The organism is Pseudomaricurvus alkylphenolicus (assembly GCF_011683955.1).
Lineage (GTDB): Bacteria > Pseudomonadota > Gammaproteobacteria > Pseudomonadales > Cellvibrionaceae > Pseudomaricurvus > Pseudomaricurvus alkylphenolicus.
Map to the genome: position 1 here is coordinate 45,143 of NZ_JAAQPI010000005.1, position 12,537 is coordinate 57,679.

Consider the following 12,537-nt stretch of genomic DNA (forward strand, 5'->3'; position numbering starts at 1 on the left):
GACTGAGTCAGTGATTCAGCTCGCGCAAAATTTTTGCGATCAACTCACTGGTGGAGTGCACGCCGACCTTCTGATAAATATGTTGCAGGTGAGTTCTTAACGTCGGCAGACTCATGTCCAGATGTTTGATCATGGTTTTGTTGTCGGCACCGGTCAGTGCATACTCCAATACATCCAGCTCGCGGTTGGTGAGGTCGTAGGTTTCCCGCACATATTCCCGCTCTGAAATTCGCGCCGGCATGTAAATGCTGTTGAGCGAATACTCCAGAAACGGCTGCACCTTGCGCAACATATTGAGATCTTCGCTTGAAAATTCCGGCATGGATTCGTCCCTCAGGACGGTCAGGATCGCAATAATTTTGCCGTGGTTACGGAAGAAGGTGTCGGCCACATGTACATAGCCGTAGGGCTTGAGAAAATCCTGGTAAAAAATAGTCTTCAGCCAGTTTTTGTGAGGCATAACGGTGTTGCTGCTGATCACCGTTTCGTCTGTGTTTTCAAAATTTGACTGATGCATCGGGTCAAGATGCTCCAGCTCCTTGTGGTATTGCTCCTCCATTTTCTTTTCCACATTGAATCCCACAAACCCCTTTTTGTGCATATGGGGGTCAATAATCAGAAAACGCGCCGCCTTGATGTCGATCAGCTTCTTCACCATGGCTATGCATTGGTTTTGAAATTCGTTGGGAAATTCCATTAGGGCTCCGCAGGAGTTCGCAATTTGACTAGTTTTATCACGATATCCCCTTGAAATAAAGGCGCTTTCCCATCAGTTGGTATGGCAACAGACTGCTGTCCCATCCTCATCTTTTTGAATGATACCCGGCTATCGGCAAACCCCTTAGTCTGTACCTCGAACTGGATAGAACATCCGATAACAACACCTGATACATACCCCTACTGAAACAGCGGAGACACCCTATGGCGGAGTACTCAAAGGACTTCTGGCACCCCATGCTGCACCCCAATGAGATGAAGCAGCGTGAGCCCATCCACATTGTAAGCGGCGACGGCGTCTACATTAAAGACGACAATGGCAAGCAGCTGCTGGACGGCGTGGCCGGGCTCTGGTGCGTCAATGTAGGCCACAATCGTCCGGAGATGAAGCAGGCCATTATGAACCAGCTGGACGAGCTGGAGTACTTCCAACTGTTCGACGGCATCTCTCATCCACGTGCGACCGAGATGGCCGCCAAGCTGGTGGGCATGACGGTTCAGGAGAACATGAAGCGCGCCTTCTTTACTTCCGGTGGCTCCGATTCTGTTGAAACCGCGATGAAACTGGCGCGCCAGTACCACATCCTTAATGGCGAGGCCGACCGCAAGAAATTTATCTCTCTCAAGAACGCTTACCACGGTGTTCACTTTGGTGGCGCCTCCGTCAACGGCCTCAATGTTTTCCGTCGTAACTACGAGCCATTGCTCAATGGTGCGATTCATGTTGACGCTCCTTGGCTGTACCGCAATCCGTGGAACTGCGAAGACCCCGATCAGTTGGCTCAGCTCTGTGCCGATCAGTTGATCCGGGAAATTGAACACCAGATGCCGGATACCATCGCCGCCTTTATTGCCGAGCCCATTATGGGCGCTGGTGGTGTGATTGTTCCGCCCGAAAAATACTGGCCACTGGTCCGCGAAATCTGTGACCAATACGGTATTCTGCTGATTGCTGACGAAGTGGTAACCGGGTTTGGTCGCTCCGGCAATATGTTCGGCAGCCGTGGCTGGGGTGTGGCACCGGACATGATGTGTCTGGCGAAGGGTATCTCTTCCGGTTATATCCCACTGGGCGCTGTTATGATCAATGAGCGTATGGAACAAGCCTGGGACGCCAATGCGGATTTTAACGGCGTGATCATGACTGGCTATACTTATTCTGGCCACCCGGTTGCCTGTGCGGCCGGTTTGGCGGCACTGGATATTGTCGAGAAAGAGAACCTGCCTGAAAACGCCAAGGTACAGGGTGCTTATCTGCAGGATAAACTCCAGCCTTTCGCCGAGAGGTTTAAATCTGTAGGTGAAGTACGCGGCAAGGGTTTGATGATCGCCATTGATCTGGTCACTGACAAGCAGACCCGCCAGCCCATTGACCCCACGGACGGCTTTGCCAACCAGGTGGCTGCTGTGGCACGCAGTGAAGGTGTTCTGGTTCGCCCGGTGGGAACCAAAATCATCCTGTCGCCACCGCTGGTTTATACGCAGGAGCACTGTGATGAACTGGTGTCTGCATTGGATAAAGCCTTTACCGAAGTCGACGTTTAAAAGGCGGATATTGGGCCAATTATCAATTGGCCTTTTTCTGTAGCAGCCCGCTCCGAGGGCGATGTTAGCCTAAGTCGCGGTACCCGCTAATGCGGGCCAGGCTCTCAGAGCCTGCTGCTACAGGGAAGCGTGCCAAATTGACTTAAGTAAGTGTCACAACAATTTTAATAATTATTTTAAAAAATGGGGCAAAGACAATGTCAGAGCATTCCGAGGGTTTTTTAAAGGGGTATTTGGGTGATCGATCCACCCGCACGGACGTTAACAGCACCGGTTCCATCATCGCCATCGTGTTTCTGGCCGTCATTGGACCTTGCATGTTTATCCTCCAACCTGCTTATGTGCAGGGTCTGGTGGAATATATGAAATTCAGCGAAGAACAGGCCGGTTTGATCGCTTCGGCTGAAATGTTTGGACTTGCTACGACCGCCATCGGCCTCAACTTTGTACTGAACCGCTTTAACTGGCGTACCATGGCGGCGCTGTTTCTCATCATCTCCGCAGTGGGTAACTTTCTCTCCCTGACGTTGGTCGACGCCACACAACTGTCGGCCATGCGTTACCTGACCGGCCTTGGTTCCGGTGGCCTGATCGGCATTACCTTTGTAATGATGGGGTTGACCCAACGTGCCGAACGCAATATGGGTTATATCATTGCCGGTGTGCTGACTTATGGCGCCATTGGCCTGCTTGTCATGCCGTCTGCATTTCACTGGGTGGGTGTTGCCGGTGTGCTTTTCTTCTTCGGGGTATTCTGCGCGTCGGGGCTGCTCTTTGTTTCTCAGTTGCCCTGCTCTGACCAAACCCACCACGAAGATGCCGTTGTTGATGAAGTCACTATCTCCCCATTCAATAAATGGACGGCGCTGGGTGGCGTGCTTGCCTATAACCTCGCCATTGGCATTGTCTGGGTTTATATGTTCCTCGTCGGTGTGGAAGCCGGAATCTCCGAACAAACCGTTGCCAATGCCCTTACTGTGTCACAATTCCTTGGTATTGCCGGAGCGATGCTGGCTGTGTTTCTTGAAGTTCGTTTTGGCAGGCTTCTGCCACTGTTGTTTGGCATTATCGGAGGCGCTTTTGGTATCGCGCTGATACTCGGCACTCCCACCGTGTTCCTGTACGCCGCAGGCGTCTGTGTATTTAACTTCCTGTGGAACTTCACCATGCCGTATCTGATGGCCACGCTCGCCAGTTATGATGTTCGCGGACGGGTAGTGGCGATAGGCGTCGCACTGCAGATGTTGGGCTATGCCGTCGGGCCTGCAGTGGCGGCATCACTGCTGGGTGCGGGTGGTTACGACCTGATCAATAGCATAGCCATTGCCTTGTTTATGGTCGCGGCAGTTATGTTGGTACCGGGGTTGCGCGCTTACGCCCGCAGCCACCCGACCGGCACAGCAAGTTCACTGGCATAAAACAGCAAACATTGTAGAGCACCGCCACATAGGGGCATAATGACCAGCTCGCCGGTTAGAAACCCCTAAACAGGCTTGCTCACAATATGAACGATAATAAACCAAGCAAAACCAAAACCAGCTTTTACCGCAGACTCTATCTGGCCTATTTGATTGAGCGAGGGATCAACACGGTGCCCAAGATCATCGCCGTGACGGATATGCCACGGCGTACCGCCCAGGACACGATCAGCGCCCTGCACGAATTGGATATCCAGTGCCGATTCGAGGGAGCAAACAAAGATGGTTGTTATCGCATACTCGACTGGGGGGCGGTGAACCCCCAGTGGATTCAAGACAACATCAGGCGTATCTGCGAATTGTTGGACTACCCTCTGGACTCAATCACCTGATCCATCAATGGTAATGCAGCTCCGTGGTTTTACCCCGGAAGACCCAGTAGGAAAAGGCGGTATAGAGCAGGATCGCCGGTATTACCACCAAAGCGCCTATCAAAATAAATTGCAGGGACTCCGCCGCACTGGCCGCTTCCCAAATGGTCATTTGTCCTGGTACCACCTCAGGAAAGAAACTGAAGGCGAGGCCACTGAAGCAACACACGAACACCAAAATAACCAGCGCAAAAGGCACACCACAGTGTCGGTCGCCGGCCTTGGGCAGTCGCTTGAGCAGCATGTCATTTCCAAGAAGAGCCAAAAAGCAGAGCATTGGTATCAACAATACGAACATGGCCAAGGGCATTTGCAACCAGCGATCAAAGACATGAGGATTAACCCAAAGATTGGTCAGGCAGACACTGACCACGCCCAGAAAGGTGATGCGTCCGGCGCTGCGTGCCCACTGCACGGCTCGTCTTTGCAGATCGGCTTCTGTTTTTAATACCAGCCAGGTGGCACCGATATAGCTGTAAGCGACGCTCACTCCCAGTGCAGCTATGAGGGCAAACAATTGGTTGGCCCAGTTCCATTGAAAGCCGGTGACGTAGATGCCCAGCATATAACCCTGACTCAAGGTGGTGATGAGGGACCCGGCTTTGAACGTGCGGTCCCAGGCGAGCTTGTGGTCCAGGGCGGCCTTGGCCCGAAAATCAAAGGCGACACCACGGAGGATCAAACCCGCCAGCATGACCGCGACCGGGAGGTACAGCTGAGTCAGGATTAAACTGTGGGCACTGGGAAAGGCGATCAGCAGTATGCCCACGGCCAGCACCAGCCAGGTTTCGTTGGCGTCCCAGAAGGGACCGATCGAGGCGATCATGGTGTCTCGATCAGCTTCCTGATCAGCACGGACAGGCAACAATATACCCACCCCCAAATCGTAGCCATCCAGGATGGCGTAAACCAGAATCGCCAGGCCCATCAGGCCCACAAAAACAGTCGCCAGGACATCGGCATCGAGATTCATGCTTTGGCTCCTTCGGTAAAGTGCACAATTTCAGCGGTCTCAAATTCTTCCACCTGTACGGCCTTGCGCGCCATCAGGCGAATGGTGTGCAGATAGGCGAGAAGCAGAAAGGCGTAGAGCGCCAGGTACATCAGCAATGACAATCCAACGTTGGCCGGTGCCACGGGAGTAACGGCGTCGGCGGTGGTCAGTACACCGGTAACCAGCCACGGCTGACGGCCCACTTCGCTCACGTACCAACCAGCCAATGTGGCTATCCATCCAGAAAAAGTCATGGCAACCACGGTTTTTAACATCCAGGGGCTTGATACCCGGTTGCGCCAGAGGTGCCAACTGCCCACCCAGGCACAGGCCAACATCAATAGGCCGATGCCAACCATCACTCTGAAGGCAAAGAACACCGGCGCGACCGGAGGGTGGTTGCCCTCGAATTCATTGAGACCGCGAATCTCACCATCCGGGTTGTGAGTGAGAATCAGGCTGGCCAGTTTGGGCACCGGGATTTCCAGGTGGTTACGGCGCTGTGCTTCGTCGGGCAGCGCAAACAGCAATAGCGGCGCGCCGTTTTCAGTTTCCCATACGCCCTCCATGGCAGCCACTTTCTGAGGCTGGTGCTCGAAGGTATTGAGACCGTGAAGATCTCCAACAAATACCTGCAGCGGCGTCAGCACGGCGGCTATTGCCAGCCCAGTGCGCAGCGCCACTCTGGGTGCCTGTTTGGGATCGCCTTTTAGGATTCGATAGGCAGAAATTCCCGCCATCAGAAAACTGGCAGTCAAACCGGAGGCGATTAGCATGTGCGCCAATCGGTAGGGAAAGGACGGATTAAAAACTATCGCCCACCAATCAGTGGGATAGGCAACACCATCGCGCATCTCAAAACCGGTGGGGGTCTGCATCCAGGAGTTCAGTGACAGAATCCAAAAGGCAGAGAGGCTGGTGCCAATGGCGACCATAAGTGCGGCAAAGGTATGCACCCGGTTGGGTACCCGCTTGATGCCAAACAGCATAATGCCGAGGAAGGTGGCTTCGAGAAAAAATGCGGTCAGCACTTCGTAGCCGAGTAGGGGGCCGGCAATATTGCCCACGGTTTCCATATAACCCGGCCAATTGGTGCCAAACTGAAACGACATGGTAATACCACTGACGACGCCGAGCGCGAACGTCAGGGCGAACACCTTGACCCAAAAGCGGTAGGCGCGCATCCATACCGGGTTGCCGCTGAGGTCAAATCGCACTTTGAAGTACAGCAGTATCCAGCAGAGTGCGATGGTGATGGTGGGAAAGAGAATATGAAAGCTGATGTTGGCCGCAAATTGAATGCGGGACAGCATCAATGTGTCAGACAGTAAATTGCTGAACAGCAGTGTTTCGAGCATGGCTACCTCTCATTGGTGTTACTCCTCCCCGTTTTTCTTGTCGTCGCTTTTTTTAAGTGGATTCTTAAAGTCCAGTAGTTTTGTTATGCCCGCACCCAACGACATCAAGACCTTGAGTTGTTGCGGCGGGAGGTTATTAAGGCTGTTGGCGAAGGCGTTCATCTGCTCCAGCAGTTCATAGATCTCCTGCATTTTTTCCTGGGCGTAGGCTTCCTGCTTGTCCTGGGGGGCTTCAAGCAGCTGGGAGCGCAGCAAGGTCAAGGTAGGGTCCAGTTCGCGTTTACGCCGTTCTTCAAACACCACCCGGGCCAGGTCCCAGATATCGCCAGAGGTGGTGAAATATTCCTTACGGTCACCGGGAATATGCTGCCGCTCCACCAGGCGCCAGGCCTGCAGTTCCTTAAGGCCCATGCTAACGTTGCCCCGGCTGATGGTCAGGGCTTCGGCCAGTTGATCGGCGTTCAGGGGCTCAGGATGGATGGTTAGCAGGGCGAACATCTGGCCAACGGTACGGTTAAAGCCCCAGCGGCTGCCCATTTCACCAAAGTGCAGGACAAAGGCCTGGCTCTTGGGGGATATATTCATTCAGTGTTAATTTAATTTTGAATTTTCAGAAATTTCTGAAAATAATAAAGATTATTTGAGGTATGTCAATGATTTTAAGAGTTAAGCCCGAGATTACGGGCTTTTTCATCAGCTTTGGCAGGGCGTATGAACGGTTTGTACGCCTCAGGGGTGATAAACGGGCTTCACCTCTGTCACCGGGGCCCAATCTTCGCCGTAGAGTGCCTGGAAGGTCTCCGGTCGTGCCACCGAACCCTTGGCGACACCACCGCGCCACAGATCGTATTGTTCGTCACTGTAACGCTGGAAGAATTCCACCAGCTGTTGATCGAGCTGACGGACCTGTCTGGCAAACTGCGGATCGCCAATGACATTGCGTTGTTGCTGGGGGTCATTGGCAAGGTGATAGAGTTCGGGTTGTCCGGTTCCGTCCAGACGCTTCCAGTAGGAGAAACGTTGAGTACGGATTCCGCGGGTTTCTTCCTGCTCGAAGAAGACGGCTTCACGCCCGCGGTGTTGCTGTCCCCGCAACGTCTCAACAAAGCTTTGGCCCGGGCTGTTCTGAAGCGGTACCTTTCCAAGGCCAACATAGTCCAGCAGAGTGCGGGGAATATCGTATTGGCCGATCATGGCGGCCTCTTCGATACCGGCCGCCAGTTCGCCCTTATGCCAGAAAATCAGCGGCACTCGCATGGCGGTGTCGTACAGGTTTGACGGCGTGGTGATCACGGTGTGAGTCCAGAGCCCGTGCTGGCCATAGAAATTGCCCTGGTCGGTAGAGAACACCACCAGCGTGTTTTCATCCAGTCCATTGCGTCTCAGGGCTTCCATGACGCGGCCAACACCATCGTCCACCAGAGTGTTTTGCGAAGCGATGTTGGCGCGGGTGGTCTGGTCGCCGTGCATTTGACGAGACATCTTAATAATTTTATTCAGAAACGCGGATTCCTGGCCCTGCGCTTTAAAGTCCTTTTCTTGCTGCTCAAGGTTGGGGTGAAAGTCCGATTCAGGAAAGGACTTAAAATCCTGCTCAAGGTATTGGGAGTAAAAACGATTGCGCGCCGGACCCATATTGGTAGGGGGATTCACGTAGGGGCCATCGTAGTTAAGCTGGAGATAGAAGGGTTGGTCACCCTGATAATCGTCCAGATATTCAACCGCCTTGTCGGTGAAGTAGTCAACGATGTGGCGGTCTCTTACGCGGTATTGGCGTTGGTTGTCGATCACCTGGTTGTCCCAGAAGTCGGTGGTGTGACCGTCGGCAAAGGTAACCCAGTGCTGGTAGCCAATGGAGGGCTTCCAGGGCTGACCCAGATGCCATTTACCAATCATAGCCGTCTGATAGCCGCTTTCCTGCAACGTCCAGGGCAGCGTGCGGTACTCGGCCACGGCCGACCAGTCTCGCGGCCATTGTTTCAGCATGGCGTCGTCGAGCCAGTTATGCACGCCGTGTTGCGAGGGCATCAGCCCGGTCATCAAAGTGGCGCGGGTGGCCGAGCACATGCCGTTCACGGCAAAGGCATTGGTAAATTTCACCCCCTCGGCTGCCAGACGATCAATATTTGGGGTGTTGATATCGCGGTTGCCATAGGCGCCAATCAGGGAGGCCGCCTGGTTATCAGTGAGAATAAACAGGATGTTGGGGCGGCGTTTTGCCTCGCCACCTGCGGCCGCGCTGAACGCGGCAAACAGGCAGACAAATAGAGGCAGAAACACAACCGAAGAAAAAGTTGCTGGCTTCTTGAGCCGGGCCAAAACCATCATAACCGGGACACCCATTACCGAATTATAGTTTGAAAAAAAGGCTCCGGGGTATTCCCGGAGCCAAACGAGGTTCACTCGTTGTCAAGAATGCAAAGACGTTAACAACCGTCTAAAAGGACAAACTGCCCTGGATACCCAAAGTACGAGGCGGATCAATAAAGCCAAAGAAGGCTCCCCGGGCGACGGGAACGTCATTGATCCAGGTGGAGGTGCGTCGGTCCGTCAGGTTCTTACCCACCAGTGCCAGACTCCAGTTGCCGTCTTCTGCCAGGGCAATACGCGCATTGACTTTGGCGTAGCCGCCTTGTTCGGCAATGGGGTCCAGATCCAGTGCTGTGTGGAAGCCGCTGGTAAAGTTAATGTCCAGATTGGCGCTCAGCTCCAGGCTATTACCCACACTGCGAACGTACTCCAGATTCAGGTTGCCGGCCACATCGGGGCTGTATTGCAGGGGTTCACCGGAGAGGTCCTGAATACAGCCTCCACCCAGTCCGCTTGAGGTCTGCAAGGCCGCGGTGCAGGAGGCGTTATCGAAGCTGTCATACTCGGCATCGAGCCAGGCGATAGCGCCGCCCAGAGTCAGGCTTTCGCTCAAGCGCCACTGGCCATCGAGTTCGAGACCCCGCGTTACGGATTCAGCGGCGTTGCCCACAGTAAATGTCAGGCCGTTAAATGCGGCGACCTGAAGATCGGAAAACGTGGACTGGAATAACGCCATATTAAGTGTGGCGGCACCACCGGCCAGTGTGGTTTTGGCGCCGAGCTCAAACGAGGTAACGGTTTCTTCCTCGAATTCGGCGCTGGCCAGCGAACCTGAGGCGTTTTCGAAATCAAAGCCGCCTGCTTTAAAACCTTCGGCGTAGGAGGCGTAGACCATGACATCTTCGTTAACGTGATACTGAATGTTCAACGTTGGCGAGACATCACTGTCTGTGCGATCAATGTTGTAGGCATGGGGTGACCAGGGCAGGGCGGCATTGGGATTGCGGTCCATGGTGCCAAAGTCCACCAGATACTGCTCCTTGTCCAGATCTTTTTGGTCGGAGGTATAACGCAGACCAAGCGTGGCTTGCAGGTTTTCAGTCAGGTGCCAGGTGCCCTGGGCAAACAAAGCGATGCTGTCGGTGTCTTGAGTCAAGTCGGTGACACGGCCGCCGGAAAAGGGCGGCAGGGGCATACCCAGCGCACGGGCGCCTGCGGTTTCAAAATCAAAGTTCTGTAGTACCTGTAACTCTTCGGTTTGATAATAGAGCCCGACGATATAGTCAAAGTCGCCGCCGATGGGAGACTGCAGACGAATTTCCTGCGACCACTGGCTGTGCTCCTGTTCATTTCGTTGGGTCACGTAATCAAATGCAGCAAAGTCGCCGGAGATATTGTTGTCGTACTCAAAACCCACGTAGGAGGTGATTGCTGTTAGCTCATATTCCCCAAGGCTGTAATTCAGCGTGAGGGTGAAATTGCTGGTGTCGGTATTGTCGTAATCGTCGCCAAAGGCGCCCGAACCGCCCGCCGATTTGGTGTAATCCAGCTCATCTTCAAATGCGGGGTCCACGGAACGGTAGATATCCTCGTAGGGGCCAGCTTCGACAATCTGGGATTGGCGGCCTTCTACGTCAAAAGAGGCGGTCTCGGCTTTGAAGGTTACTTGGAGGTCTTCGCTGGCATCCCATACCAGGGTAGCGCGAACAACGCTTTCTTCGGTTTCAGGCTCATCGTTACCGGTAAAGGTGTTCTCCATATAACCGTCCATGCCAGCGACTCTGCCGACCACGCGACCATAGAGGTTGTCCCCCAGTGCACCGGACATCAAGGCGGTTACGCCATACTCGCCGGCTTCGTCGAAATATTCGCCGGCAATGGAGGCTTCAAATTCGTCGGTGGGTTTGCGGCTGGTAATATTCAGGGCTCCGGCAATGGTGTTCTTGCCAAACAATACGCCCTGCGGCCCCTTGAGCACCTCAACACGTTCGATATCCAAAAAAGGAGAACGGGTGGAGCGACCCCGGCCAAAGTAGACGCCGTCAATAAACGTGCCCACGGACTGCTCAAAGCCATGGTTGGCACCGGAGCCAATACCGCGGATAAAGACAGTCTGTTGCGTGGCAGCCTCATTGATCTGAACATTGGGTGCAAAAGCGGACAGTTCCTCCAGATTGGCAACACCCATTTTATCAATCTTGTCGCCGCCCATAACCGAGACGGCGATAGGGACTTCTTGCAGACTCTGCGCACGCTTCTGTGCGGTAACCACAACCTCTTCCAGGGCGAACTCGGCAGCGCCGGCGGCCCCGGTAAGGCAGGCTACAGCCAGTGCCAACAGGGTACGGTGATGGTTGTGCTTCATGATTCAACTCTCCAGTGGATATTGTTATGGGGTATCTCGATCGGAGGATTGAGTATGAACAGACCTGCCGGTCGTGACTTTGCCCCAGACGACAGCCCTGATGCCCTATGCGACAAAGTGTCGTCTAAAGCAAAGCAGGCTCTAAACAGAACCGGTTAAAATACGAAAAACGAATAAAAACAGATGGGCTAAGCTGGAAGTATGGCAACTACCTCTTCGAACAACACCTTGTCTTCGGAAGACTCGGCCTATGGCTCGTCCATATCCGGTTGGGCGCTGGCGGTCGCCAGGGCTTTGGATACCTACGGTATAGACAGCAAGAGCGTGTTTCGGGAAGCGGGCATTGAATTGGAGCGAGTGTTCAGTTCTCAATCCAGGGTGCCCGTCGCCAGAATGCAAAACGTCTGGAAGCACGCGGCCGAGCGATTGGAACAGGACGACTTCGGCTACAGTGTTGCCGCCAATCTTACTCCCGCCTCCTTTCATGGTCTCAGCTTTGGGCTCTATGCCAGTCAGACGCTGCTGGAACTGCTGGAACGTTTGATCCGCTACCGGCGTGTGATCAGCTGTTCTTACAATCTCCGCCTGGATGATAGAAACGATTCCATTATCCTGACCTTTGACGATCAGCGGCAGGTGAAATCCGCCGGTCCTTCGGTGACCGTGATTCTCTATTTGCTGCGTATCTGCCGGGAGATCTACGGCCCCGGTTTTGCCCCGCTCAAGGTATTTTTTCAGCTGCCCGCCAGCGCGGCTTCCCAGCAATTACAGGATTTTGTCAATGCTCCGATTGACTATGATGCGCCCTGTAATGGCCTGGTGCTGAGCAAAGAGGTGGCGCTGAGACCGCTGCCGGGAGCCAACGCTGAACTGGGTCAGCATCAGGACAGGCTGGTGGAGCAGTACCTGGCTCGCAGCGGTCTTGAGGATACCTTGCGGGCCAGGGTCAAGCTCAAAGTGTTGGATGCGCTGGCCAACGGCGGTGCGCGTCTGGAGGATCTGGCAGAGGCCTTCCATATGACCCCTCGCACCCTGCAGCGAAAACTGAAAAAGGAGGAATGTTCCTACCATGACTTGCTGGATGAAAGTCGAAAACAGCTGGCGCTGGAGTTTGCTGAAGATCCTCACATGAGCGCGACGCAGATCGCTCTGTCGCTGGGGTTCGCCGATACGGCGACTTTTGCCCGCGCCTTTAAGCGCTGGACCGGGGAGTCTCTGACGGCTTACAGGCAGCAAAGCGAACCATCTGGTTAATAATTATACATATCGGCGGAGCGCCCATAGCTATGGGCACTGACGGTGTTTTCCGAGGCTCTTCCAAAGACTTATCCACAGATATTGTGGATCACCAGCGTCTATAATACAGAGACCTATTGGCGTATCATTGTCCACTAGTCCA

Annotated in this window: 10 protein-coding genes; 4 read left to right on the plus strand and 6 right to left on the minus strand. The window is 54.0% G+C overall.

Annotated elements, in window-relative coordinates:
• Nucleotides 1-7 precede the first annotated feature (7 nt).
• A complete protein-coding gene (locus HBA55_RS14465) occupies nt 8-697 on the minus strand; it encodes a helix-turn-helix transcriptional regulator (RefSeq protein ID WP_166992634.1) in 690 nt (229 codons plus the stop codon).
• A gap of 224 nt (nt 698-921) precedes the next feature.
• Here HBA55_RS14465 and HBA55_RS14470 point away from each other — a divergent pair, with 224 nt between their 5' ends.
• The 3 genes from HBA55_RS14470 to HBA55_RS14480 all read left to right on the plus strand — a co-directional run bounded on the left by HBA55_RS14470 (nt 922) and on the right by HBA55_RS14480 (nt 4,072).
• Nucleotides 922-2,262 carry an aspartate aminotransferase family protein gene (locus HBA55_RS14470; protein ID WP_166992637.1) on the plus strand — a complete coding sequence of 447 codons (1,341 nt, stop codon included), beginning with the start codon at nt 922-924 and terminating at the stop codon, nt 2,260-2,262.
• A 197-nt stretch (nt 2,263-2,459) separates the two neighbouring features.
• Entirely contained in the window at nt 2,460-3,680 is a 1,221-nt protein-coding gene (locus tag HBA55_RS14475) for an MFS transporter (RefSeq protein ID WP_166992640.1), read from the plus strand.
• A gap of 86 nt (nt 3,681-3,766) precedes the next feature.
• Entirely contained in the window at nt 3,767-4,072 is a 306-nt protein-coding gene (locus HBA55_RS14480) for a helix-turn-helix domain-containing protein (RefSeq protein ID WP_166992643.1), read from the plus strand.
• A gap of 4 nt (nt 4,073-4,076) precedes the next feature.
• On the opposite strand, the gene cydB is transcribed toward HBA55_RS14480, so the two are convergent.
• The 5 genes from cydB to HBA55_RS14505 all read right to left on the minus strand — a co-directional run bounded on the left by cydB (nt 4,077) and on the right by HBA55_RS14505 (nt 11,138).
• The gene (gene cydB / locus HBA55_RS14485; RefSeq protein ID WP_166992646.1) at nt 4,077-5,084 is read right to left on the minus strand and encodes a cytochrome d ubiquinol oxidase subunit II; all 1,008 of its coding nucleotides are present in this window, start codon (nt 5,082-5,084) and stop codon (nt 4,077-4,079) included.
• Nucleotides 5,081-6,463, minus strand: coding sequence for a cytochrome ubiquinol oxidase subunit I (locus HBA55_RS14490; RefSeq protein ID WP_420821501.1), 1,383 nt, complete (start codon nt 6,461-6,463; stop codon nt 5,081-5,083). Before HBA55_RS14490 ends, cydB begins: the two co-directional genes overlap by 4 nt.
• Nucleotides 6,464-6,481: 18 nt before the next feature.
• Nucleotides 6,482-7,048, minus strand: a complete 567-nt coding sequence (locus HBA55_RS14495) for a GbsR/MarR family transcriptional regulator (protein ID WP_166992649.1) — start codon at nt 7,046-7,048, stop codon at nt 6,482-6,484.
• A gap of 144 nt (nt 7,049-7,192) precedes the next feature.
• Nucleotides 7,193-8,791: a sulfatase family protein gene (locus tag HBA55_RS14500; RefSeq protein WP_166992653.1), complete on the minus strand. Its 1,599-nt coding sequence runs from the start codon at nt 8,789-8,791 to the stop codon at nt 7,193-7,195.
• Between the two features lie 109 nt (nt 8,792-8,900).
• Nucleotides 8,901-11,138, minus strand: coding sequence for a TonB-dependent receptor (locus HBA55_RS14505; RefSeq protein ID WP_166992656.1), 2,238 nt, complete (start codon nt 11,136-11,138; stop codon nt 8,901-8,903).
• Between the two features lie 201 nt (nt 11,139-11,339).
• Between HBA55_RS14505 and HBA55_RS14510 the strand changes: the two genes are divergently transcribed.
• A complete protein-coding gene (locus HBA55_RS14510; RefSeq protein WP_166992659.1) occupies nt 11,340-12,392 on the plus strand; it encodes an AraC family transcriptional regulator in 1,053 nt (350 codons plus the stop codon).
• Nucleotides 12,393-12,537 lie beyond the last annotated feature (145 nt).

Excerpts from the sequence above, each read along its gene's own strand:
- HBA55_RS14465 (WP_166992634.1), bottom strand. The coding sequence starts at position 697 with ATGGAATTTCCCAACGAATTTCAAAACCAATGCATAGCCATGGTGAAG.
- HBA55_RS14470 (WP_166992637.1), top strand. The coding sequence starts at position 922 with ATGGCGGAGTACTCAAAGGACTTCTGGCACCCCATGCTGCACCCCAAT.
- HBA55_RS14475 (WP_166992640.1), top strand. The coding sequence starts at position 2,460 with ATGTCAGAGCATTCCGAGGGTTTTTTAAAGGGGTATTTGGGTGATCGA.
- HBA55_RS14480 (WP_166992643.1), top strand. The coding sequence starts at position 3,767 with ATGAACGATAATAAACCAAGCAAAACCAAAACCAGCTTTTACCGCAGA.
- cydB (WP_166992646.1), bottom strand. The coding sequence starts at position 5,084 with ATGAATCTCGATGCCGATGTCCTGGCGACTGTTTTTGTGGGCCTGATG.
- HBA55_RS14490 (WP_420821501.1), bottom strand. The coding sequence starts at position 6,463 with ATGCTCGAAACACTGCTGTTCAGCAATTTACTGTCTGACACATTGATG.
- HBA55_RS14495 (WP_166992649.1), bottom strand. The coding sequence starts at position 7,048 with ATGAATATATCCCCCAAGAGCCAGGCCTTTGTCCTGCACTTTGGTGAA.
- HBA55_RS14500 (WP_166992653.1), bottom strand. The coding sequence starts at position 8,791 with ATGATGGTTTTGGCCCGGCTCAAGAAGCCAGCAACTTTTTCTTCGGTT.
- HBA55_RS14505 (WP_166992656.1), bottom strand. The coding sequence starts at position 11,138 with ATGAAGCACAACCATCACCGTACCCTGTTGGCACTGGCTGTAGCCTGC.
- HBA55_RS14510 (WP_166992659.1), top strand. The coding sequence starts at position 11,340 with ATGGCAACTACCTCTTCGAACAACACCTTGTCTTCGGAAGACTCGGCC.